The sequence below is a fragment of the Ensifer sp. GW823-FHT05D09 genome (genome assembly GCF_058795755.1).
This window is the reverse complement of record NZ_JBXAIA010000004.1, coordinates 232,826-255,471: the sequence shown is the minus strand read 5'-3', so window position 1 is coordinate 255,471 and position 22,646 is coordinate 232,826. Positions and strand designations below refer to the sequence as shown.

The 22,646-nt window shown below is 59.7% G+C and carries 21 protein-coding genes; 10 read left to right on the top strand and 11 right to left on the bottom strand.

The annotated features are described in order from the left end of the window. Positions 1-12: 12 nt before the first annotated feature. The 3 genes from AC1Q80_RS15310 to AC1Q80_RS15300 form a co-directional block, all read right to left on the bottom strand. Entirely contained in the window at positions 13-504 is a 492-nt protein-coding gene (locus AC1Q80_RS15310; protein WP_173421893.1) for a tripartite tricarboxylate transporter TctB family protein, read from the bottom strand. Further along, the gene (locus tag AC1Q80_RS15305) at positions 501-1,445 is read right to left on the bottom strand and encodes a Bug family tripartite tricarboxylate transporter substrate binding protein (protein ID WP_173421894.1); all 945 of its coding nucleotides are present in this window, start codon (positions 1,443-1,445) and stop codon (positions 501-503) included. Before AC1Q80_RS15305 ends, AC1Q80_RS15310 begins: the two co-directional genes overlap by 4 nt. 450 nt (positions 1,446-1,895) lie before the next feature. After that, positions 1,896-2,693, bottom strand: a complete 798-nt coding sequence (locus AC1Q80_RS15300) for an NAD(P)H-dependent oxidoreductase (protein WP_492360967.1) — start codon at positions 2,691-2,693, stop codon at positions 1,896-1,898. A gap of 94 nt (positions 2,694-2,787) precedes the next feature. Here AC1Q80_RS15300 and AC1Q80_RS15295 point away from each other — a divergent pair, with 94 nt between their 5' ends. Next, positions 2,788-3,717, top strand: coding sequence for a LysR family transcriptional regulator (locus AC1Q80_RS15295; protein ID WP_492360966.1), 930 nt, complete (start codon positions 2,788-2,790; stop codon positions 3,715-3,717). 639 nt (positions 3,718-4,356) lie between these two features. On the opposite strand, the gene AC1Q80_RS15290 is transcribed toward AC1Q80_RS15295, so the two are convergent. Next, the gene (locus tag AC1Q80_RS15290) at positions 4,357-5,319 is read right to left on the bottom strand and encodes a class I SAM-dependent methyltransferase (RefSeq protein ID WP_492360965.1); all 963 of its coding nucleotides are present in this window, start codon (positions 5,317-5,319) and stop codon (positions 4,357-4,359) included. A 357-nt stretch (positions 5,320-5,676) separates the two neighbouring features. Here AC1Q80_RS15290 and AC1Q80_RS15285 point away from each other — a divergent pair, with 357 nt between their 5' ends. Genes AC1Q80_RS15285 through AC1Q80_RS15275 form a run of 3 tightly spaced genes read left to right on the top strand, consistent with a single transcriptional unit; the run spans position 5,677 to position 7,991 of the window. Next, positions 5,677-6,246, top strand: a complete 570-nt coding sequence (locus tag AC1Q80_RS15285) for a polysaccharide biosynthesis C-terminal domain-containing protein (protein ID WP_492360964.1) — start codon at positions 5,677-5,679, stop codon at positions 6,244-6,246. Next, entirely contained in the window at positions 6,240-7,409 is a 1,170-nt protein-coding gene (locus tag AC1Q80_RS15280) for a glycosyltransferase family 2 protein (protein WP_492360963.1), read from the top strand. Before AC1Q80_RS15285 ends, AC1Q80_RS15280 begins: the two co-directional genes overlap by 7 nt. Before the next feature lie 15 nt (positions 7,410-7,424). Next, positions 7,425-7,991: a hypothetical protein gene (locus tag AC1Q80_RS15275; RefSeq protein WP_492360962.1), complete on the top strand. Its 567-nt coding sequence runs from the start codon at positions 7,425-7,427 to the stop codon at positions 7,989-7,991. Between the two features lie 137 nt (positions 7,992-8,128). Here the strand turns inward: AC1Q80_RS15275 and AC1Q80_RS15270 are convergent, their stop codons facing one another. Then, positions 8,129-9,196, bottom strand: coding sequence for an ABC transporter substrate-binding protein (locus AC1Q80_RS15270; protein ID WP_492360961.1), 1,068 nt, complete (start codon positions 9,194-9,196; stop codon positions 8,129-8,131). A 77-nt stretch (positions 9,197-9,273) separates the two neighbouring features. Between AC1Q80_RS15270 and AC1Q80_RS15265 the strand changes: the two genes are divergently transcribed. Beyond that, positions 9,274-9,951 (top strand): response regulator, encoded by a 678-nt coding sequence (locus tag AC1Q80_RS15265; protein WP_209789639.1) that lies wholly within the window; start codon positions 9,274-9,276, stop codon positions 9,949-9,951. Next, positions 9,948-11,327, top strand: coding sequence for a sensor histidine kinase (locus AC1Q80_RS15260; RefSeq protein ID WP_492360960.1), 1,380 nt, complete (start codon positions 9,948-9,950; stop codon positions 11,325-11,327). The genes AC1Q80_RS15265 and AC1Q80_RS15260 overlap by 4 nt, the downstream gene beginning before the upstream one ends. Positions 11,328-11,398: 71 nt before the next feature. Here AC1Q80_RS15260 and AC1Q80_RS15255 read toward each other — a convergent pair whose 3' ends face one another. The 3 genes from AC1Q80_RS15255 to AC1Q80_RS15245 form a co-directional block, all read right to left on the bottom strand. Beyond that, positions 11,399-11,521: a hypothetical protein gene (locus AC1Q80_RS15255; RefSeq protein WP_268833711.1), complete on the bottom strand. Its 123-nt coding sequence runs from the start codon at positions 11,519-11,521 to the stop codon at positions 11,399-11,401. A 542-nt stretch (positions 11,522-12,063) separates the two neighbouring features. After that, positions 12,064-12,528, bottom strand: coding sequence for a group III truncated hemoglobin (locus tag AC1Q80_RS15250; protein ID WP_492360959.1), 465 nt, complete (start codon positions 12,526-12,528; stop codon positions 12,064-12,066). A 130-nt stretch (positions 12,529-12,658) separates the two neighbouring features. Further along, positions 12,659-13,156: an Rrf2 family transcriptional regulator gene (locus AC1Q80_RS15245; protein WP_492360958.1), complete on the bottom strand. Its 498-nt coding sequence runs from the start codon at positions 13,154-13,156 to the stop codon at positions 12,659-12,661. Between the two features lie 678 nt (positions 13,157-13,834). On the opposite strand from AC1Q80_RS15245, the gene AC1Q80_RS15240 reads away from it, so the two are divergent. Genes AC1Q80_RS15240 through AC1Q80_RS15230 form a run of 3 tightly spaced genes read left to right on the top strand, consistent with a single transcriptional unit; the run spans position 13,835 to position 16,776 of the window. Then, on the top strand, positions 13,835-15,028 hold the full coding sequence (locus AC1Q80_RS15240; protein WP_492360957.1) for a cytochrome P450: 1,194 nt from the start codon (positions 13,835-13,837) through the stop codon (positions 15,026-15,028). 57 nt (positions 15,029-15,085) lie between these two features. Further along, positions 15,086-15,619 (top strand): molybdopterin adenylyltransferase, encoded by a 534-nt coding sequence (gene mog, locus AC1Q80_RS15235; RefSeq protein ID WP_492361082.1) that lies wholly within the window; start codon positions 15,086-15,088, stop codon positions 15,617-15,619. Then, on the top strand, positions 15,616-16,776 hold the full coding sequence (locus AC1Q80_RS15230) for an NnrS family protein (RefSeq protein ID WP_492360956.1): 1,161 nt from the start codon (positions 15,616-15,618) through the stop codon (positions 16,774-16,776). Before mog ends, AC1Q80_RS15230 begins: the two co-directional genes overlap by 4 nt. Before the next feature lie 265 nt (positions 16,777-17,041). Here the strand turns inward: AC1Q80_RS15230 and AC1Q80_RS15225 are convergent, their stop codons facing one another. Continuing rightward, entirely contained in the window at positions 17,042-18,751 is a 1,710-nt protein-coding gene (locus AC1Q80_RS15225) for a GMC oxidoreductase (RefSeq protein ID WP_492360955.1), read from the bottom strand. Positions 18,752-19,090: 339 nt separating this feature from the next. On the opposite strand from AC1Q80_RS15225, the gene AC1Q80_RS15220 reads away from it, so the two are divergent. Next, on the top strand, positions 19,091-19,411 hold the full coding sequence (locus tag AC1Q80_RS15220) for an IS1096 element passenger TnpR family protein (protein WP_492360954.1): 321 nt from the start codon (positions 19,091-19,093) through the stop codon (positions 19,409-19,411). Between the two features lie 616 nt (positions 19,412-20,027). Here the strand turns inward: AC1Q80_RS15220 and AC1Q80_RS15215 are convergent. Both AC1Q80_RS15215 and AC1Q80_RS15210 read right to left on the bottom strand, forming a co-directional pair. Next, positions 20,028-21,053, bottom strand: coding sequence for an ABC transporter permease (locus tag AC1Q80_RS15215; RefSeq protein ID WP_492360953.1), 1,026 nt, complete (start codon positions 21,051-21,053; stop codon positions 20,028-20,030). 34 nt (positions 21,054-21,087) lie between these two features. Further along, complete coding sequence (locus AC1Q80_RS15210) at positions 21,088-22,629, bottom strand: sugar ABC transporter ATP-binding protein (RefSeq protein WP_492360952.1); 1,542 nt, start codon at positions 22,627-22,629, stop codon at positions 21,088-21,090. Positions 22,630-22,646 lie beyond the last annotated feature (17 nt).

The window sequence follows — 22,646 nt, the reverse complement described above, 5'->3', positions numbered from 1 at the left end:
TCGACGGCCCTCTTAGAAGAACAGGTGTTCAAGCGGCCCTGCGGGCAGCGACAACTGCAGGAGCTTGGCGAAAATCACCCAGACGGCAAAACAGAGCGCAATACCGACTGGCAGCGAGAACCAGAGCTTGCGTTTACCGAAGCCGCGCGCGGTGAGCGCAAACAGTATGCCGGTGGCGATCGAAAAGCCTGCGACGTTCAAGAGCAGCATCTGCGCTGCAAGCCCGGCGACGATCCAGATGACCGGCGAGATTTCCTGGTGCTCACGCTCGGGGAAATCGTTGCGGAATGCGGCAAAGACGGTCCAGACGGCAAGGCCCGCGAGACAGCATGCGATCGCATAGGGGACCGTCGTCGGCCCGACCTGAGAGTAACCGGCAGCGCCCGAAAGGCGCGACACGTCCCAGAAAATGAGGCCAGCGATAGCGGCGAGTACGGCCGCGATGAAGAGCGCCGCCCGATCCGGGCGACGCGTTGTGGTTGAAGGGTTGAGCCCCTTGGTCATTTCACCAGTCCAATGTCCTTGAGGACGCCTTCGGTTGCCGCAACGTCCTTGTCGAGCTGGGCGGCGAAAGCGTCGCCAGAGAGGTAGCTGTCCTGCCAGCCCTTGGTCTTGAGCACTTCCTGCCAGCCGGCCGACTTGGCAAGCTTCTCGACGTCGGCCGAAACGGCTGCCTTCTGCTCGTCGGTGAGGCCCGGAGCGGCTGCAACCATACGCCAGTTTTCAACGACGACATCGAGCCCGGATTCCTTCAGCGTCGGGGCGTCGATGCCGGCGAGGCGCTCGCCGCTCGAAACTGCGATCAGGCGCAGCGTGCCAGCCTTGACCTGGGCTTCGAATTCGCCGTAGCCGGAGATGCCGGCCGTGACCTGGCTGCCGAGGATGGCTGCAAGCGCTTCGCCGCCGCCGGAGTAGGCGATGTAGTTGATCTTGGTCGGGTCGACGCCCGCTGCCTTGGCGATCAGGCCAACGGCGATGTGGTCGGTACCGCCGGCAGAGCCGCCAGCCCAGGACACGGCGCCCGGATCCTTTTTGAGGGCCGCAACGAGGTCAGCCATCGTCTTGATCTCGGAAGCGGCCGGAACGACGATTGCTTCAAATTCGCCGGTGAGGCGGGCGATCGGCGTGACGTCCTTGAGGGTGACCGGCGACTTGTTGGTCAGGATTGCGCCGACCATGACGTAACCGCCGACGATAAGCGCGTTCGGGTTGCCCTTCTGCTGGCTTGCGAACTGGGCGAGACCGATTGTGCCGCCGGCGCCCGGTACGTTCTGGACCTGAACGTTGCCGGAGATGCCTTCCTGCTGCAGGACGGTCTGGAGCGAGCGAGCGGTCTGGTCCCAGCCGCCGCCCGGATTTGCCGGAGCGATGATGGTGTAGTCAGCCGCATAGGCCGGCAGCGCCATTGCGCCGGCGAGAATGGATGCCAGGAAAAAGTGTTTCAAGGTCAGTCCTCCATGAGGCGCGATTTTCCACGCGCACGTTGTTTCTGCGTGCGAACGGGAAGACGCGACGGTGCCCAAAGGACCCTTGTCGCTGACCGGATTGGTGACTTCCTCCCAGTGCGCAACCGGCGGGCCCGCCTCCACGGGGCGCCAGCGACTGCTAAGCCATCATAGAAAGCTGACATTAAGCTGACATCAAGTCCTCAATGCGAAAAAGAAGCGCAGTGTTTACGAAATCTTAGGCGGGTTTTGCTGTCCGGCGCCTGCCCGTTTGATCAAAAGCGTGGCCCCCGGTCGGTCACTGTCTGTCGATCAGGTCATGGGTGCTGCTTGGCGGGTAGAATCAGATGTTCTGATCGCCTGTTTCATCGGCGGCCGGCTTGGCCGCCGACAGTTCGCGGTTTGCATTGGGCTTGCGGACAGCGAGCATGCCCGTGACGCCTTGTGGACCTAACCCGCAGTCCCGGTGCCATTGAGATGCAGAGAGAAACCGGTTGCTGTGGGCTCGCCCAGGCCGGGGCGCAGTTCCAGGCTCGGGATCAGATAGTCACCGCCGTTCTGGCGCCGGTAAGGGATGGGTTGCGTGGTCGCAAGGGTTCGCATCCTCTCTCGCAGGTTTTCTGCAAGACGGTCGAAGCCGGCTTCGTCGATGCGATCGACCCGGTAGGCAACGAAGGGCGGCAGCACATCATATCCGGGGTAGTAGAGGATGCCGTGGTTGATGGGGAACAGGAGGTCGTCGATCGGTCCGTTGACCCCGCGCGCCGAGTAGTGCTCCTGCCAGCCGCCCGTGGTGACGATCAGCATCGCCCGCTTGCCCTTGAACGTGCCCTCGCCAAACCGATCGCCCCAATGGGCGTCGCTGTGCTCACCGACGCCGTAGGCAAATCCATAGGCATAGACTCGATCGACCCAGCCTTTCAGGATCGCCGGCATCGTGTACCACCAGAGCGGAAACTGCAGGATGAGTGTATCCGCCCATAGCAACTTCTCGTGTTCAGCCTTCACATCCTCGGTCAACTGGCCGGCTGCAAAGGCGGCTTTGGAGGCGCGGCTCGGTTGAAACGGCGTTTCGTCGTCAAGAGACGGGAAGTCGGGCCGATCGATTTCGGATTTCCAATTGTCGGCGTAAAGGTCGGAAACCCTTACTTCGTGCCCCTGGGCCTCCAGTTCACGGATGGCGACGTCGCGAAGAGATCCGTTGAGTGAACGCGGCTCCGGATGGGCGAAAACAAGCAAGACTTTCATGATCAGCATTCCTGTGATGAGAAACCGACCCCCGATGTAGACAGCATCGCAATGCTGCACTAGATCTTCGCAATGGATATGATTGTGCCGGAAAATGGATAAATCAGACATCACGCTCGAACGTATCAGGACCTTCGTTCGTGTTGCCGAGCGCGGCAGCCTGTCGGCCGTCGCGCGGGAGCTAGGCGTTGGACAGTCGACAGTCACGCGGCAGTTGCGTGAACTGGAGGAGGCACTCGGCGTGCCTCTCATCAGCCGCACGACCCGTCGCGTGACCATGACGGATGAGGGCAGCCAATACTATGCCAACAGCATCCATATTCTTCGCCTGGTGGAGCAGGCCGCCGATGAGGCCCGCGGCACCCGCGGGGCCTCGGCCGGGACGATCCGGGTGTCCTCAACTGCGGCTTTCGGCGTGCTGCACGCCACGCGGCTGATCTTTGCCTTTCAGGAGCGCTACCCGGATATCGGCGTCGATCTCAACCTGACGGACGAGCGCATCGACCTTGTGCGGGAGGGGATCGATATCGCGCTGCGTCTGGGGCCGTTGACGGACAGCTCCATGAAATTGCGGGCACTGGGCCAAAGCCGGCGTCTGCTTGTTGCCGCGCCGGACTATCTCGCCAAACGTGGAACGCCGATCGTTCCCAGGGATCTGTCGGATCATGAGGGCATTCGCATGTCGAATGTGGCAGGCAGCGACCTGCTGGAGCTTCACGGCAAGAGTGGCGAACGGCATAGGGTGCCTTTCCATGGGCGTCTGCGCGTGGACCATGGGTTGGCGGTGCGCGAGGCGCTCGTCGCCGGCCGCGGGATCGCCCCGGCTCACCGTTGGCTCGTCGACGATCTGCTTGCCGCCGGTCGGTTGGTGCCCGTCCTGCCGGAATATCTTCTGCCATCCGTGCCGTTGAGCATGCTGATCGCGCCTGAGCGTGCAGGCATTGCCCGTGTGCGGTTGCTCGTCGAAGATCTGGCCGAGCGGATCGGCGGAATTCCGGGCTTGCCCCCCAATACACCTAACTAATTGATTTCGTGTCGCAATTTTCCGAGACGAAATCCACCGGGCGCCACACTTTCCACTTGGTGTGGCAATTCGTTCCCGTTTTCCCCTTCAGTATCTTCCACCGCAGCCAACAGAAGATCACCGATTCCGTCCCATTTGATCCGGGCCACTCTCTGCCGTGCGAGGCGAAGGCCATCGAAGCCGAAGATAAACGCCTGAACGTCAAAGGCAAGATCCGCTGGTTGATATCGTCCCGCAAACTCCGATCACTGCGCGCGATTCGAGCGGGGAAGTTTTCGAAGTGGAGCGTCCGCCGCTTATCGCCCCTGTCACCAAGGTGGTGCGCAAGCCAGTCATGCATGCGAACCCGCGCATGTAGACGGTACAGAGGCCTGCCGAAGTAGCGCGAGAAGGAAACCGACAACACTTCGGTCTAATCACGCAGGAGGTTAAGCCGGCGCTTCCAGATGACGTAGACTTCGCCGGATGGGTCAATGCCAAAATCGACGATCCAGACAGCTTGGCAATGCTTCGTTATGAGTAGTTTGTTCCCGTAACGATCCACGCCCCGCAAGAACTCCATGAGATCAATATTGCTCGGCGCCACACGATTGAGGCGCTGGCGCTTCGGATCTCGGCACTGGAGGAGCGGGGTTCAGTCTAAAAGGAAGAGGCCTCAAAATACTTGTCATTGAAATTATCGAGGCCTTCAGCAGAGCCGATCCAGCCCAATGACTGCTTGACTATCTGAGCATACGACGGCTCGCTTTCCCACGGCTGCTTCAGCGGCAGCCGATCGACGTAATCGATTGCGGCCTTGGCTCCGTCCCTCTCAAGGACGGTCCAAGCCGCTGTCATCGCGGCAAAGTATTTAGGAACCGCGCTTGGCTCTTTGCTGACCAGTCGTTGCAACATATCGAACTCCTGCCCGAGCTGCATTCGGGCGGCCCGCCGTAGGAAGAACATGGGGATGCGCTTCTTAAGCAAGAAGACGCGTGAGCTGCTCTCGTCGCAAAGCACCTCGAAATACTTCGACAGATATTCCATCGATGCATTTGCCCATGGGCAGGAGTGGTCGTTGTAGTCCTGCTGGATAACAATTGACTTGCCGGGGACGAGGAGAGGGAAGAAATCTAGAATAATCTTGGCGTTCAACTCTCGCGTTTTCGTGATGTCCACAAACAGTATGTCGACCTTCCGGGCTGGTGGCGTTGCTTCCAGAAAGTCGCCTGAGTTGATCAACACAGACGAGAAGTTATGGCTTAGATTTGAGGTGAAAATATCAAGAACAGAATCTCCAGGCTTTCGATCATTGCCGATCAGGCCCATTGAATACCTGTGGTTCGGCGTGATGAAGATGTCGTAGGTGTGGATACGGTACTTCTTCGATCCTGCTGATTGGTTCCTCTTAAGGCCGGTCGCAAAGGCGAGGGTAGACCCCCCAAGGAAGCATCCTGCGTCAACAATGCAACTGTTCTGACTCAGATCCACATTCATGGCTAGCCAATGTAGCATTTGCCTTTCGCTCAAAGAAAGCATGGTAGGGACGGTTGACCACGATTCTTCTGGCTCGACAACTTCACGCCACGGATGCGAGCGGCAAGCCACAGCCAAGTCGAACATAATTTAGCCTCATCTAAACTAAAAGTAGAAAATTGATGACACATTCGCCTTTAAAATGAATCAGCCGTCAATGGTGATTCTAGGCGGCACTCGCAAATTTCCTCAGAAATGGCGAAATGCGGGGTGAGGCGGCAATGCCTTCGCAAGGCTAGCGTGGAGGTAGCGCCCCGAATAGAGACCCTCCACCGATAGGGTCGCGGGCCTGTTTTGTTTGTGCAGACTACTTGTCCGATACTGGCGGGCCGCGTTTGGGGGGAAGGCTTCCCCAGTGGCGATGCATCTACGCTGCTGGGTCAACTCTGTGGCGCGAGAAACCCAAACATGTAATAGAAGCCTCTCAAATGGGGGGCAAAAGCAATGCATGACGACCTACGCGCCGGCACTTCAGATCTGCTTCAGCAGACTTTGCAGGCTGCGTTTCAAGACCAACGGACGGTTGATGAAAAAAGGCGCAGCACAGCCCCGCTGCTCGATGGCATGTCGTTCTACGAGAGTATTCGCCATGATGACGACCGGGGTAGCGTTACTGAAATATACGACCCGCGATGGGGCTGGCATCCTGATCCGCTCGTCTTTTCCTACGTATTCACGATCCGCCCTGGAATGGTGAAGGGATGGGGCCTCCACAAGCAGCACGAGGACCGCTACTTCGTTTTGAGTGGCGAATTGGAACTCGTATTGTTCGATCCGAGGCCCGATTCGAGCACGTGTGGCAAGATCTGCAAGGTATATCTGTCCGGCAGTCGGCCGCGCCTCGTCAACGTGCCTAAGTTCGTTTGGCATGCTGATCGCAACATCGGGTCGTCGGACGTCGTGGTCGTGAATTTTCCCACGATCCAATACGACCATTCAAAGCCGGATAAATATAGGCTTCCTATCGACACGGACTTGATCCCGTACAGCTTTGGCGATGCCAAGGGATGGTAAGGCCGCTCGTCTCGATTTTGATGCCGACGCATAGCCGGGTGGATGTCATTGGCTTCGCGATCGAGTCAGTGCTAACGCAGACAGTGGGCGACTTCGAACTACTTGTGGTAGGCGACGGGTGCGTGGCCGGCACGGCGGAGGTCGTCGCAGGTTTCGACGACCGTCGCATCCGCTTCTTTGATCTTCCGAAGGCGCCATACTTTGGCTACGCAAATCGAAACGTTGCCCTCCGAGAGTCGCAAGGAAAGTACATTGGTTTCGCGGCCGACGACGATCTCCTCTTTCCTGACCACTTGGAGCGTCTGTTGGCCGGGTTGGAAGGGGGCGGCGCGCTGGCTTACAGCCAAGCGCTCTGGGTGTCGACTGACGGAATTGCTGCTCCGTTTTTGACAAACCTGACGGCTTCGGACGAACTGAACACATTCCTGCAGCAACGAAATAGCATACCCGCAAGTTGCTTCTTATATCGAGCAGATTGCCTGCCGACGCGAGATGTTTGGCGAGAGGATGTGGAAGGTGCGGCTGACTGGCTGCTTTGGCGTAGAATAATTGGTGAAACTAACGATCAATCCATTTTCTATTGCCGTACACCAACTGTTCTTCACTTCAGCGCAAAGCGGATGGCATCCCGGTATGCGCGAATGCCCGAGTTCGCGACGGCACTGGGTATTGCTGATCGCGCCTCGTGGTGGCCAAGCCCGTTACGTGTTTCAATGTCGAGCGAGAAAACTGAACAAAACGTCTATTCAGACCTGATGCGTGCGGATCCGCATGATTGGAGCGAAACGGTTCGTTGCGCAACAAACGACTTGATTGCGCGGCTCGCGTGGGAAGACATTCAGGTTGTGCGCCCTGCTTATGCTGAAGCTAGCCGGGAGCTGTCTGCCGCACGGGGTGAAGTTGTGCTGGTTCGTGGTCAACTATCAACCAAACGCGATCAGCTTGTTGGGGCGCTGGACCTGGTCAACGCTCTGCAGCGTGATTTTTCTGCGTTGGAAGACAAGTCACATGCGCTAGGGCTCGCAAATCAGAAATCGAGTGCGCTACTTGCCGAAGCCAATGCTAGAGTTGCCGAAAAGGCGTTCGAGATTGACGCAATGCGGTCAACCACAGCCTGGAAGCTTCACTTGTTTCTCCAGCGCGTCCTATCTCGCTTTCGTTGACAGGTCCTAATCGTCGTGTTCGAAACCCTTCATCTCGCCAACCGGTCAAGGAGTTCGCAGCAACTCGCCTGCACCGGCAATGCTGGCCTGCTGTCCAGCGCGTGCGCCGTTTGGGTCGTCTGCAAAAGAATTGCCACGATTCCGGGCGGCGAAGTAAGGAAAGCGGTTGCGGTGATTGGCGCTCCGTTTCTCGGCTATTTTGTCGGCAAATACGCTGTCGTCTGGGTTGGTCCGATGATCATTGCCTTAGTTGCAGGGGCTCAGGTCGAGCTTTCTTTTACTCGAATTGGGCTGCATTTGTCATCCAAAGCGTGCCCGCCAGTAAGCATGATGATGCCTGCGACTGTTGCAGCAATTATTCCCATCCGAGCCAGCATCAGTCTTCTCCCGTATTTGACAGTAGCTTGGGTCAATCAGGGGCTGCAGCTACAAAATATTTCGCATGAAAACCCATCGTCTTCAATTCGCGACCTAGCAGGTCTGCGGCGTATGCCGGGAACGCAAGAGGTGTGGCGCAGCCCTTTGATTTCTAGAGGGAAATATTTCAATAAGGTGTGGCGGCTTGTCGCCGTAAGATATTGAAAACGTTTAATTATTAAATTCATAGCCTGCAATGAGCGGGTTGCGCTGACGCGCGACAACCCATCGTTGCCGGCGGTGTTTCCGGTTGCGCCTTTGCCACCCGAGACCCATGCCTTTGGGTGTCGAAACGCTTGCGGCTAATGGAGCCGCAGGACCTCGTTCCAGCGGGCAATGAGCCGCGCCCGCTTGACCTGATCAAGATAGACCATCAGTCCCGGGCTGACGGGCACGGGGCGCAACTGCGCGCCAAGCATTTCCTGCATCGTGTTGGCGGTGTTTTCTCCTGCGACATCGGGGCTGACGGCTGGGATCTGCAATTGCCGCGCCATGATCGTCTGGCCTTCCTTCGACATGAAGAATTCCAGGTATCGGCGGCCGAGGTCGGGAGAGGCGGACGCCTGCGGCACGAGGCCGATCCGCGACATCACGACTGTGTAGTCCTTTGGCAGCACGATGCCGACATCCGGGTGGCGTTTTGCCCAATCGGCAGCGTAGGAGCCGAGGATGTTGTAGCCGAGCACGAACCGTCCGTCGGCGACACGCTCCAGAATGGCCTGGCTGGTCGAATAGAGTTTGACGCCGGCCGCGCCCATGGCCTGGATGACATCCCAGATATCGTCGAATTGTTCCTGGTCGCGCGACATGAAGAGAAAGCCGACGCCGGAGCGTTCGATGTCATAGGTGCCGATCCGGCCGAAGACATCGGCGCCCTGGCGCTTGAGATAGGCAACGAACTCGGCACGGGTGGAAGGGGGGCTTTCCGTGGTAAAGCTCGGCTTGTGGTAGACGAAGACAGCCGGCTCGAAGGTGAGCGCGTAGGCCGTGTTGCGCCAGTTGGCCCAGGCCGGCCAGCGACCGCTCATCGGCATGTCGCTGCGCTGGGCATAGCCGTCGTTGCTGAGCTTGACTTGCAGATCCATTGCGGACGAGAAGGCGAAGTCCGCGGTCCTTAGCCCCGCGTCGGTTTCCTTGACGATACGGTCGTAGATCTCACCCGTCAGCATATCCTCATAACGCACGGCAACATCCGGATTGGCTTGTTGAAAGCCGAGGATCATTGGTTTGGCGAGAGGCTCGTCGAGCGAGGAATAGACGACCAATGTGCGGGCATCCGAGGCGCCCGACAGTGCCGGGAAAATGACCGGTGCGGCCAGAAGCAGCCGGGGACAGAGAACGAAAAAGAGAAAAGAAATCAAGTGCCGCATAAATCCACAATGCCTCAGCGCGCCACCGTTCACAAGCAAGCCGACGGCGGATAGAGTGGAGCGGGGAGTAAAGACAATTGCGCATATTGCTTGTTGAAGACAATCAGGTCCTGGCCGAGGGCTTGTCGGCCATCCTGCGCGGTAGCGGCTATGCCGTGGATGTCGTCAGCGATGGCGCATCGGCTCACGCGGTTGCCGCCGCCGAGACATTTGATCTGGTGATCCTTGACCTCAATCTGCCCGAGATGGACGGGCTCGATGTCTTGAGGGCGATGCGTGCCCGGCAGAACAGCGCTGCCGTCCTGATCCTGACGGCACGGGGCACGCCGGAGGAGCGCGTGAAGGGCCTCGACCTTGGCGCCGACGATTACATGATCAAGCCGTTCGATATCGGCGAGTTCGAAGCGCGCGTGCGCGTGCTACTTCGAAGGCAGGCGGGCTTGCGTGCGTCGACGGTCAGCTACGGCAATGTGTCGCTCGATCTCAATGCGCGCAGCTTTTCTTCCGGCGGCGTGCCGATCGAAATCCCGGCGCGTGAGCTCGGTCTGCTCGAACTCCTGTTCATGCGGGCCGGCAAGGTCGTCGCCAAGGAGGCGATCATGCAGTCGCTGACGGGTTTCGACGACGACCTCAGCCCGAACGCAATCGAGCAATATGTCAGCCGCCTGAGGAAGCGGCTTGCGCCCCATGGGCTAACGGTCAGAACGGCGCGCGGTATCGGCTACTATCTCGACAAGACGGCCGGCCCGGAATGAGGGCGGCGGTCTACTCCCTACGCCGAAGGCTGCTTGGCTGGCTTTTGATTTCCACTGCCGTCATCGGCGTCATCGCGTTGACCGATACCTATCGCGAGGCTGTCGCGACGGCCAACGTGGTCTCGGACCGTGTTCTTGCCGGTTCGGCTCTGGCGATCGCCGAGCGCGTGGTCGTCGCCGAGGATGGATCGCTCGAGGTCGACATTCCCTATGTGGCGCTGGAAATGCTAACATCGGCTGCGCAGGACCGCGTCTTCTACCGGGTCGACGGCCCGCCGGGGCAATTCATCACCGGTTACCAGACGCTTCCTTCGCTTGACGAGGTTCCGGGTAGCTCGACGAGCTTTGCCGACGCCTCGTTCCGCGGCGAGCCAATCCGCATCGCGGCCCTTCGCCGTTCGGCCTCGACCGGCATCAACTCGGTTCCCTTCGTCGTGACCGTTGCCGAAACGACGATCGCTCGCCGGCAGCTGGCGCAGACGATCCTCGTTCGCTCCGCTTTGCGCCTTGGTCTGATGATCGCCGGTGCCGCGGTCATCGTCTGGATTGCGGTTACCTTCTCTCTAAGGCCGCTCTATCGCTTGGGCGACGCGATCGCCGAGCGCAGCCCCGACGATCTGCATCCGATCGGCGAGCGGGTGCCGAACGAAGTCCAGGGACTGGTCGATACCGTCAACTCGTTCATGGGGCGGTTACAGTCGGCACTCGATGCGCTGCGCAATTTCACCGGCAATGCCAGCCATCAGCTGCGCACGCCGCTCGCGATCATCCGCACGCAGCTGGCGCTCGCGCTGCGCGCCGGGTCGATCGAGGACACAAAGATAGCGGTGAAGAAGGCCGACGAAGCCGTGGCGAACGCCGAGCGCATTCTGGCGCAATTGCTGCTGATGGCAAAGATCGATGCTGCAGGCAAGGACGAGGCCCGCAAGCTCGAGCGAATAGACCTGGTGGAGCTGACGCGCGGCATCACCGCCGAGCATGTGCCGGCCGCTGGAGACGCCGGCATCGATCTCGGCTTCGACGGCGAGGGCGAAGCCTTCGTCCGTGTCGAACCTCTGCTCGTCGGCGAGATGCTGAAGAACCTGATCGGCAATGCGCTGCTCTATGCCGGGCGCGGCGCCGAGGTGACGACGCGCGTCAGCGAAAACGAAGGTTTCGTGTCTCTGGAAGTCGAAGACAACGGGCCGGGGATCAGGCCGGAACTGCGCGAAAGCGTGTTCAGACGGTTTCATCGCGGCGCCAGCGAGGCTCCGGGAACGGGGCTCGGCCTGCCGATCGTCGAGGAAATTGCAGCGCTTTATGGCGCACGAACGTCCCTTGGCGACGGAGCGGGTGGGCGTGGGCTTAAAGTTGCCATCCTGTTTCCGGCCGGATGAGCGAAGCCTCGATCAGTCCTCATCCAGCGTCACCAAGATAGGGCAGGCCGGACAAGGACTGGAATAGCGCTTTAGCGGTTGCGCTGACCGAAGAGGGAAGCTGTTTCGCGGGTCTGGACCCGAAGCATCGCGTTCCAAAGCTGAAGAACGAAACGCGGCTGGAACTGGCTCGCAAGCTTACGCTGCGACAACATGATAAATCTCCGATAGTTTTGGATGGCGGACATATAGTCGATGGCGGATTCAATTGCCAGAGCAGTAGTGTCGTGGCAGCTTTGCGCGGCAAGCATATCTTCATTTGGACGCAGCGTAACTTGCGTGACCGGTCGAATTTGGACTTGGCCGGCAGATCCGATCGGCGCCTGGCGCGGTCATTCGCATGTCGGAAGCGCGTTCGACGGCCACAGTGTAGAGGAAAGGCCTGCCTCGTCGACGTGAAGGGATCGCTTGCTAATTCTGCAAGACGTGACTGGCAAAATACCATTTGGTTGAAGGTGAATGCGTTTGGTGGTGGGAATCGCGCCGACGTAGCCTTTTCAGATCAGGTCCGGCGGCTTTTTGGCCTGCCAGTACCCTCCCAGATAGCGTGACGTCGGGTGAGACAGTGCCTTGGCAAGCACCTGGACAGTATGGCTGCGGTTTCTCATCTGGCGGCCGGAATGTCGTCCACCTGATGGAGATCAGCTGATAACACGGAGCTGCGCCGACCTGCGGAAACGTGGGAGCTTGTTGCGCCTCATAGCGCCTCTTTCCAGATCGGCGTTATTGCCATGGAATCTTCGCCGCGGTTGAAGGCAATGGCGAGGCGGAAGGAATGGGCGATGCGCAACGCCCGGTCCAGGAAGAGGTCGGACACATCCGCTGGGCAGGTTCGCTCAACGGCGGTGCGGAAGTGCGTTAGCCAGCGACGGAAATGCTGTTCATGGAGTTCCGGTATGGCAAGGTGAGGTGGTAGCGGGCGGCCTGCGTAGCGATCGGTGCGCAAAAGCGTTGCAGACCAGAAGTCGCACATCGTGGCCAGATGCGCCGGCCAGTCCTGCGGCGCGATATGCCCGTTGAAAATTGGTCCGAGAAGGTCGTCCTTGCGGACCTCGCCGTAGAAGCCGTGCACGACGGCGTGGACCATTGCTTCATCAAGCACTTCCGGCAGGGGCTTGCCATCGATGACAATGGTGCGTTCCGGGGCGGGTCTGCCTTTCATCGAATTGTCCTTTAGTTTTGCAAGGTGCCGTGACCGAGCGGGGGGAAGACGACCATGGGGCCGAGGAATTCGGTCGCGATGCTGCGCGCGGCGAGGGCCGGCAAAAGCATGGCCAGTAGGCCCGCAGCCGTCAATTCCGATAGTATTCCTGTTCTGCCTTGGCCTGTTCTCCCTTGGCTTGGTGTACCGGCGCGGTGTCGATCCCGAGCAGCGGGCCGAGCGAGGCGCGGTTCAGCACAATGTCGGCAAGCGTGTATTTGTCGAGAACCGCAAGGAACGCGCCGAGCGCCTCGTGAAGCATGCCCTTGAGCCGGCAGGCTGGCGAGATCGCGCAGGCGCGACCTCCAGCCTGCATGCACTCGGCAAGCAAGAATTCCTCCTCTGTTGCCCGTACCAGGGCGCCGACTGCGATTTCTTCCGGCACCTTGGCGAGGCGGATCCCGCCGGAGCGCCCGCGCGTCGTCTCCACGAGGCCGAGATCTCGCAGCGTCTGCGCCACCTTGAGCAGGTGATTGCGCGAAAGGTCATAAGCTGAGGCAACTTCGTTGACGGTACACATCTTGTCGGATCGTGTGGCCACGTAGATCAGCATGCGCAAAGCGTAGTCCGTGTGAAGCGTCATGCGCATTCAGTCATCTCCCGGCAGGCTCATTAAGCTGCATTTCAGATGCCACTTTTATCGCAAGTTTCGTGCGGCCGAAAGTGCGCTAGCGTCGCAGCCTCATTTCATGCCTGCCGGGGCGCAACCCGAAACTGCCGTGTTCCGAGAAGTTTAGGATCGCCTGTTTGGCAAGCCGGACACAGGCGGAGCCTTGATGCAAGCATCCCGCGTCCCAACACGATCAGGCTGTCCGAGGTGTGCCCAAAAAGCGGGCGAATTCCCCTCGGTGCGGTGTTGGGTGCTGCGATAATTTGTCATGTCGCATAACCCATAAAGTGGTATATGATGTACCACAATAAGCGAGGGCGATATGGACACGAATGAAACGCGCAAACCTTTGGTGTTCTCCGGCGAACATGTGAGCGGAAGAGATTTAGGCGGCAGCAGCTTGATGCCTATGCTTATCGCTGGGCTCATATTGATTGCGATAGGTTATACCGCGATCATGGTCTTCGTTTAGCGGGAGGCAACCGAGTTCGGTTCGGTATCCCGGATTCAAATATCGACTATGCGCTGACGGGATCGTCCCTGGGCGTCGATTTCTTACGGATCAAAAGGCCTGGCTCACATTTCTTTGAGTAAGGACAAAGAGTTTCGCGCCCGTCTCGTGTGTTGGTTGTCGCCAGCTCAACATGGACGCGACAAATGGCGACGGATAATCGGAAGCCCTACCAAACGGATCGGCCAAGCCCAGGTCCTGCGCACGATTGGGATCCGCGCAGCCCGCAGGTCCAGCAAAACCAGATCCGCGCCTACGACCAAATGCGCGAAGAATGTCCGGTCGCCCACAGCGACTATCTGGGATGGTCTCTCTTCCGTCACCAGGACGTCCTGCAGGTACTTGGCGATCATGAGACCTTCAGCAATGTCGTTTCGCGCCATCCATCGGTCCCAAACGGGATGGACCCGCCGGAGCACACGCTCTATCGCGCGATGATAGAACCCTACTTCGCTCCCGAGCGCATCGACGCGTTCGAGTCCGTCTTCCGCCAAATTGCGCGCGAGCTTGTGGACCATCTCGGCACAAACCCGTCATGCGACGTCATTGGGGATTTCGCTGAGCCGTACGCCGTGCGTATCCAGTGCGGCTTTCTCGGTTGGCCCCAAAGTCTGCATGCGCCCTTGCTGCGATGGATCCACAGGAATCGCGCGGCGACACTCGCCCGCGATACCGACGCCATGGCGACCGTCGCCCTTGAATTCGACGGCCATATTCGCTCGCAGCTGGAGTTGCGCGAGCGCGCCGGCACTGCCGCCAGCGACGATCTAACCACCTGCCTGCTTCGTCAGACCGTCAAGGGGCGAAGGCTCAACCATTCTGAGATCGTCAGCATCCTACGTAACTGGACAGTGGGTGAACTTGGGACCATTGCCGCCTGCGTCGGCATAATCCTCCATTTCCTCGCCGGGCGTCTTGATACCCAGACTCTGCTTCGCCGCGATCGGAACCAGATCCCGCAGGTGATCGACGAGATCTTGCGGCTTCACGGGCCACTGATCTCCAACCGGCGCGTCGCCACCAGGCAGGTGACGGTAGGGGGAAGAACACTCGGTGCAGGAGAGCGAATAACCGTGATGTGGGCAGCAGCCAACCGCGATGGCGAAATTTTTGCCGAGGCAGATCAGTTCCGTCCAGAACGCGACCAGTCGCACAACCTGCTGTATGGCGCGGGCATCCATATCTGTCCGGGAGCGCAATTGGCGAGGATGCAGTTGAACGTCGTTCTTGACGAATTGCTCAGTGGTCTCGGCCCTTTTGCACTGCATCCCGGCGCCGATCCGGTCCACGCCATCTACCCCGCAAGCGGATTTTCCTCACTCTTTCTAGCGCCTGCGTGACGTCCTCGCCTTCGAGGCGCAGGGACCCATGCAACGCGGCGCTCCTTAAGGTTGAACGTGATAATAGCCATCGTTACCATTTCGGATCGCGCCAGCCGCGGCGAGTACGAGGACTTGAGCGGCCCTGCCGTCGAACAATGGTTGCGGGAGACGATCGTGACGCCGTTCGAGGTCGTCAGGCGGATCATTCCCGACGGGATTGCCCCGGTGTGTGACACGCTTGTTTCACTATGCGATGAACTGCATGCCGATCTGATTCTGACGACGGGCGGGACGGGACCTGCCCCGCGCGACGAGACGCCGGAGGCTATGCGCGCAGTCGTCAGCAGGGAATTGCCGGGCTTCGGCGAGCAGCTTCGGCGCGCCAGCCTCGAACAAACGCCGACAGCGATTCTTTCCCGGCAGCTGGCCGGGACGCGAGGCAAGACGCTGATTATCAATCTGCCTGGGAAACCGAGTGCGATCCGCTTCAGTCTTGATGCAGTCTTTGCGGCAGTACCCTACTGCCTCGACCTGATCGGGGCGGGCTGGATGGACACCGATCCCGCCCGCGTAAGGGCTTTTCGGCCGAGGTCGTCGTCGTCAAGTTGAGCGTCCTTGACGTCATCGAGAGGGCATCGCTCTTGGAGAGTGCACGCGCAGGACGTTCACTGTTGATTTTCCATCCGGCGGGTGCGTTCTTTGCGCTTGCCGCGGTCATGGCCGCCGTGCTCCCGTGGGTGTGGCTCTTACCGCTTAACGACCCGCGGCTGGCCCATGTCAGGCTGGGTTTGTTCGGCTTTGGCGGAATGGCGATCTGCGGCTACATCATGACGGCCCAATTGGCGTGGACGGGACGCCCAATTTCGGCGCCGGTCCTTCCTGTTGCTGTGCTCGCCCTCGGTGGACGATTGGCCTGCCTGGTCTTTTCGGAAGATCTCTGGCCGTTCTACCTGTCGTCGCTGCCGGTCGGCTTTGTGGTTCTGTGGCCCGTATTGCGGGCAAGGCGATGGGATAAGGTGCCCCTGGCAATGGTTCCGCTGACGCTAGTCGTGGCGGAAACTATGCTCTTTGCCCGATCGGATCTCGCTGGGGTTTTCCCCCTGGCCATTGCGGCGCTTGTCTTCCTTGTGGGCGGACGGCTTGTGCGCGCTTTCGCCGCCGAGGCGCGCCGCCGGCGTGGCCTTGGTGTTCAGCCTAGGCCGCCGCTTTGGGTGGGAACAGTGCTTTTGGGGGTAGGTCTTCTTCACGAAGGGGAAATGGGAGCCTTCGCGCTTTTTGCTGCAATCTTCTGGGTCGCTGTCGGCTGTCTCGACGGATTCCGGCTTGGACAAGCGAACCGGATGCTGTGCCTCGGCTATGCCGGTCTTGTTCCGGGACTGCTCGCCACCCTGGCTGCGAGGTCCGGGCTGGTGTCGCAGATGGTGCAGGTGCATGTCCTGACCATGGCGACCATGGGGCCGATGATCCTTGCGATTGTCGCCCGTGTGACGATGCGGCGTTCGACGGGCGCAGAGCTGGTGCCCCGCCGACGACACTGGTGTGCGCTGGCGCTTGTGTTCTGTGCCGCCGTTGCGCGATGTCTGGCCATATGGCCGGGGCCAGAGACGATCTGGCTGAGCGTAGCGGGGCTCGGTTGGTCGACCGCCTGGATACTGGTCTTTTCGGTGCAGATGAAGGCATTGTTAAAGCCCGCACCCTTTCCCCTTCTGAGTGCTGAGCGGGCTCCCCGGACGAAGCATCCGCGTACTCCGCAAGAATTCTCCTAGTTCACCGACATTTTGGCAGGCGCAAAGCCCGGCGTGCCGCCTGATCTCCGCCTGCTCTCATGAAGCGCGGCGGTCACTTGTTCATGATCAACACCACCCGTGAATGCAGCCAGTCATCGTGCGCAGTAATCTGTCTTGCGCGAGGCGGCGCCGTCATACGGAGCAGAAAGCGATGAGAGGTGCGTCTTCGAAATTGATCACCCGAGATATCCTTTGCCTTGGCTGGACGTTACCCGCGCCTCCCAGGTCGCTGGACGCGAAAACGTTACGACGTTTGATACGCGCAGTTTCGCGCCACCTTCAAATTCAGGTGATCAGCCAGTCGCATTGCGAGCGCAAGGATCATCAATGTGGGATTGGCGTGACCGCTGGTCGGAAACACCGAGCCGCCAGCAACATACAAGTTCTCCACGCCGTGAACTCTGCAGTCAGGGTCGACGACCGCCTTCTTCGGGTCGGACGCCATGCGCGTCGTGCCAAGCGTGTGCGCCATGTCGATGATGACGAGATCTTGGGGCCGCTGTTTGTCTGCCCAGGATGCAAGGGTCGGGGTGGGCAGCTCGGCTCGAGCGAGGGCCGAGTGCGACAACTCGGCAATTTTGAGCAATGTCTTGCGTTCGAGATCGCCAATGCGCCAATCGATCTTGGCCAGTGGCACGCCGAAACGGTCCGTTCTCTCGCTGAGAGTTACCCTGCTTGAGGGATCCGGCGCCTGTTCGCAGATCGCTTCTATTCTCAAGCCGGACAACTTGTGTGGCAGCCCACGAGACTGGAACTCTTCGGCAACGAGATTGGGTGAAATCAGGATCGCGCCGTTCACGATGAGATCCTTGATGATCTTGGGTGTTCGGGTGTCCGATAGGATTTTCATGCCGATCCCTCTGGCAATGAAGCCGGACCCGGAAACAACTGAGAGCAAATCCCGTCCGACATTCGAGCTGCGCGAGTTCAAAAGCTTCTTCAAGGCAACCCATGGATCGTCAGGGGCACGTTCAGTTGAGAAGAAGACAGCGGCATTTAAGATCTGGTCGCGCTCTTGCACCTCTGGAGTAAGAGCCAGGCCGTGCGCGAACATGTGCGCACGATTCTCATGGTGGAGCCCGTAGAAGCCGAAGAGCTTTGTTAGCTCCGCAATTTGATCAGTCTGGAATCTTCCAACACGTGCTGCAACGTGATCCATCAGGTATCGCCCGACGACATCGAAGTGATTGCCTATGCCTTTTGAACAGACATCATTGGACGCTAGCAACAACCGGGCATTCTCAATTCCGCCGGAGGCCAGCACACAGAATGTGGCGTTGATGCGAGCGCATTTGCCACTCACGCTCACAACGTCTATGTGCGAAAACTTGGATCCTTCGCCGTTCAGGCCCACGCATCTCACCGTCGCGTCAAGAAGAACATGCATATTGGCAGGGCGGCGAGCCAGGACCTCTTGGCCGAACCGCATGATGTCAAGGCGATCGATGCGCGAACGAGCAAACTGCCAATAGAATGAATGCAGACCTTCCTTGTCGAAGCGTCCCGGCGGTTGCTTCGGGCTGAGGTTCAAGACATCCATCGCCCGCAGGAGATAGGGCGTGATGTGCCGGTGATCTATCGGCCATCCGGAATGCGGCACCCAGCTTCTCGCCATGAAGTCGAGTTCATCAAACGGAGCCGATTTCCCGGCCCACGCGTGCGTTGACCCCCCAAACGCCCTGCACCGAACGCCGAAAGGCTGCACCTCAGGTGACCAGAACCTGGCTTGCGAGCCATGAAATTCTGTTCTCTTGCGGATCTGTGCCTCGGTTTGAAGCTCGCCGATGTTTTCAACTTCATTGAGCGCCGAATGCTCAGGGGTCTCGAGTTCTTCCCCGCTCTCTACGACCAGCACCTTTCTGCCCGGTCCCGAACACTGTTCAGCGATTGTCAGTCCAGTAGGGCCAGCCCCCACGATAACCATGTCGGCCGTAATGATGGAATTGTCATCCAACTCCGCAAGCCGCGAGATTCTCATTTCAGGCACACATTCTTCAAATATGCGCCGACGATCCCTATGGTCAGTATTGGATCGGTGGACCGGCCACAGATTACGCCAGTCTGAATGACGCCAAGGATAAGCCTTTCCAATTGTGGTTTGAGCGCACTTCCGGCGCTGCGGTCGCCGCTAACCTGAACGCCTTTCTCCATTCGTCCCTCCAGCCCTAACACCTGTAACTTTACAGTCTCTGGCGACAGGCAACGTTGCGCTGGATCAACCCGTCGATTAGCACGACGCCACGCGGGTTTATCGGTCAACGCAGCACGGCGTTACTGCTGGCGGCACTCGTATGTGAGAAAGATTTGGCCAACATCGATTGCCGGATCCATTGCCCCAGACAACCAAACGCGACATGACCTACGGCAGTCTTCACCCCCTCGATCCGGAAAGTTTCATTGTGCGCGCCGAGGTTCATATCCTCGGTATCGAGCCCCAGATCAGCCGACTCTCGAACTGCCAATCACTCTTAATCGTGCCCAACTTCACGAGATCCTGGAGGCCGCCTTCGGCTGGACCGCTAGCCATCTGCATCAGTTCAATTTTGGCGGCTCACCTACGGAGCCCCCAGAGTTCGATGACGAGGGTCTGTTCGACAGCAGGACTTTCGAGTAGACCGGGGTCGGGATATTCGACCTTCACGTACCCCACGGTTCTAGCGAACTCCCTCTCTCGATTCTGACCTGTGCCGGTCGCTTCACCACAGGCGTTTTCGAACCTGCAAACCGTAGTTGAGGAATTCGTTTGCCCCTAAATGTCGCCGCCGATGGGGGCCGTCGGCTACTCCTCCTACGGGTTTGCGCAAGTGAGCGTCGACGACGTTGCTCGGTTGCTCGCCTCGTTCAAAGCCGGGGCTGCAGGGTGCCGGGAGGGTCGCTTCCTGAAACAGCCGTTGCCGGTCGAAAACATCGAGGGCTGCCCGCACAGCCCCTCACTCGCTCCAGCGCGATTGGGGCGCGCTCGCGAGCGGCTGTGCCCGCGCCGAACAACACCACTTCGCTGGACACGAGCTCGCGACGCCGTGAGCCAACTTCAAACAGGTCCGAGCGCTATTGCGGTCAACACGCGTGGCTCATGACGATCAGAGCGCATAGCAATCGGAATTAGGGTCCGGTTCCTATCAGGCTCCAATAGCTCGGTTTGCTTGTGGCCGGCCGCGATAAAAATGCCGGGATGATTTTCATCATCCCGGCCAGGTGGCTCACTGGGAGGAGAGGACTTCTTTGGAAGATCAGGCTTTCTTGCGGTTCTTCTGTCGATAGACGTCGATGACGACGGCGGCGACGATGATCAGACCCTTGACGATTTCCTGATAGTAGGCGTCGACCCTGAGGAAGGTGAAGCCGGAGGTCATGACGCCGAGGATGATCGTGCCGATGACCGTGCCGGTGATGCGGCCGACGCCGCCGGTCAGCGATGTGCCGCCGATGACGGTCGCCGCGATCGCGTCGAGTTCGTACATGACGCCCATACCGGCCTGCGCCGTCTGGGCGCGGGCAGCCGTGACGACGCCCGCAAGGCCTGCCAGCATGCCGGCGATCGCGTAAACCTTGATCAGGTGCGCTTCCACATTGATGCCGGAGACGCGGGCTGCCTGAACGTTGGCGCCGATCGCATAGGTGAACTTGCCGTAGCGGGTGTAGCGCAACGCTATGTGGAAGATGATGGCAACGACCAGGAAGACGATCACGGGCCAGATGCCCGTGCCGATGAAATTGAACTGCTCCGTAAGGCCCGAAACCGGCTGACCCTTGGTGTACCACTTGGAGATGCCGCGTGCGGAAACCATCATACCGAGCGTGGCGATGAAGGGCGGGATTTTCGTTCGCGCGATCAGCTGACCGTTGATGAGGCCGGCAATGAGACCGACGCCGATGCCAAGCCCGATCGGCACGATGGCGGGCAGGTCCGTGAGCGAGGGATAGAGGGCACGCGGCCAGGTGGAGGCCTGCGCCACGCTTGCCGAAAACATCGCGGTCATACCGACGACGGAGCCGGAGGACAGGTCAATGCCCCCGGTGATGATCACCTGGGTCACGCCGACGGCGATGATGCCGATCACGGCGACCTGCAGGATCATGATCGTCAGGCGCTGCGGGTTCAACAGGAAGCTCTGCCCGACGAAGATCCAGCCAAGGATTTCGTAGACGAGCGCGATACCGATCAGCACCAGGAAGATACTGAATTCGGGCGGCATCCGGCGTTTGGCGGCCGGAACGGCCGAGCCTGTGCCTTGTGCGGCGACATTGGTTTCCATTGTTTGTTCCTCCCTTTTGTCCGTCGGTGCGCGCTCAGCTGGCGGCGAGTTCCATGACCCTGATCTGGGTTGCCTCGGCACGGTCGAGGATGCCGGTGACGCGACCTTCATGCATCACCATGATGCGATCGCTCATGCCCAGCACCTCCGGCATTTCCGAGGAAATCATGATGACGGCGACACCGTTGCGCGCGAGTTCGGTGACAAGACGATGAATTTCCGCCTTCGCTCCGACATCGATGCCGCGCGTCGGCTCGTCGAGGATCAGGATGCGCGGGTTGGTGAGCAGCCAGCGGCCGATGAGCACCTTCTGCTGGTTGCCGCCGGACAGGTTCTCGATGCGCTCCTGCAGATTGGGCGTCTTAACCCGGAGCTTGCGGCTCATCTCTTCGCAGGCCGCGCTGATGTCCTTCTCCGCGACGAAGCCGCCCTTGACGAAGCGGTCCTGCAGAACGGCGATCTGCATGTTCTCAAGCACGTCGAGGATCAGCAGGCAGCCAGTGTCCTTGCGGTCTTCCGTCAGGAACGCCATGCGGTTGCGAATGGCTGTGTTGGGGCTGTCGATCGTGACCGCCTTGCCGTCGATGGCGATCGTACCCGAGCTTGCAGGTGTCACGCCGAAGAGGGTTTCTGCCACATTCGAGCGGCCGGAGCCGACGAGGCCGGCAATCCCAAGGATCTCGCCGGCGCGCACGTCGAAGGAGACGTCACGGAAGACACCTTCGAGCGTGAGGTTCTTGACCGACAGCACCACGTCGCCGATCGGCACCTCTTCCTTCGGGAACATCTGGGTGATCTCGCGGCCGACCATCATGCGGATAATATCGTCGCGGGTGACGTCGCTCGAGGCATGCGTGCCGATGTACTTGCCGTCTCGGAAGACCGAGAACTCGTCGGCGATCTCGAACAGCTCGTTCATCTTGTGGGTGATGTAGACGATGCCGATGCCCTGTGAGCGCAGGTCGCGGATGATCTCGAACAGATGCGCGACTTCGCGCTCCGTCAGAGCCGAGGTCGGCTCGTCCATGATCAGCACGTCGGATTCGTAGGAGACCGCCTTGGCGATCTCGACCATCTGGCGATTGGCGACCGAGAGGTGGCGCACCTCGATCTCCGGATCGAGCTTGATGTTCAGGCGGTCGAACAGCCGGGCGGTGATGCGGCGCATCTCGCCATGATCGACGAAGCCGAAGCGGTTCTTCGGCTCGCGCCGGATCCAGATGTTCTCGGCGACCGTCATGAACGGCATCAGGTTCAGCTCCTGATGGATCATGGCGATACCGTTTTCGAGCGCGTCGAGCGGTGACTTCAGCCGGATGTCGACACCCTTCAGCTGCACCTCGCCCTTGTCGGGCGTGTAGATCCCGGCAAGGATCTTCATCAGTGTCGATTTGCCGGCGCCGTTCTCGCCCATCAGCGCATGGACGGTGCCGCGCTTCAGCCGGAAGGACACGTCGTCGAGTGCGACGACACCTGGAAATTCCTTGCGAATGCCTTCGACATTGAGAAGGTATTCGGCATTGGGTACGGCGCCGCTGGCGCGCACGGCGGCCATCGTTGTCGGACTGAGCGTCATGGTCATTGCCTCCCCGT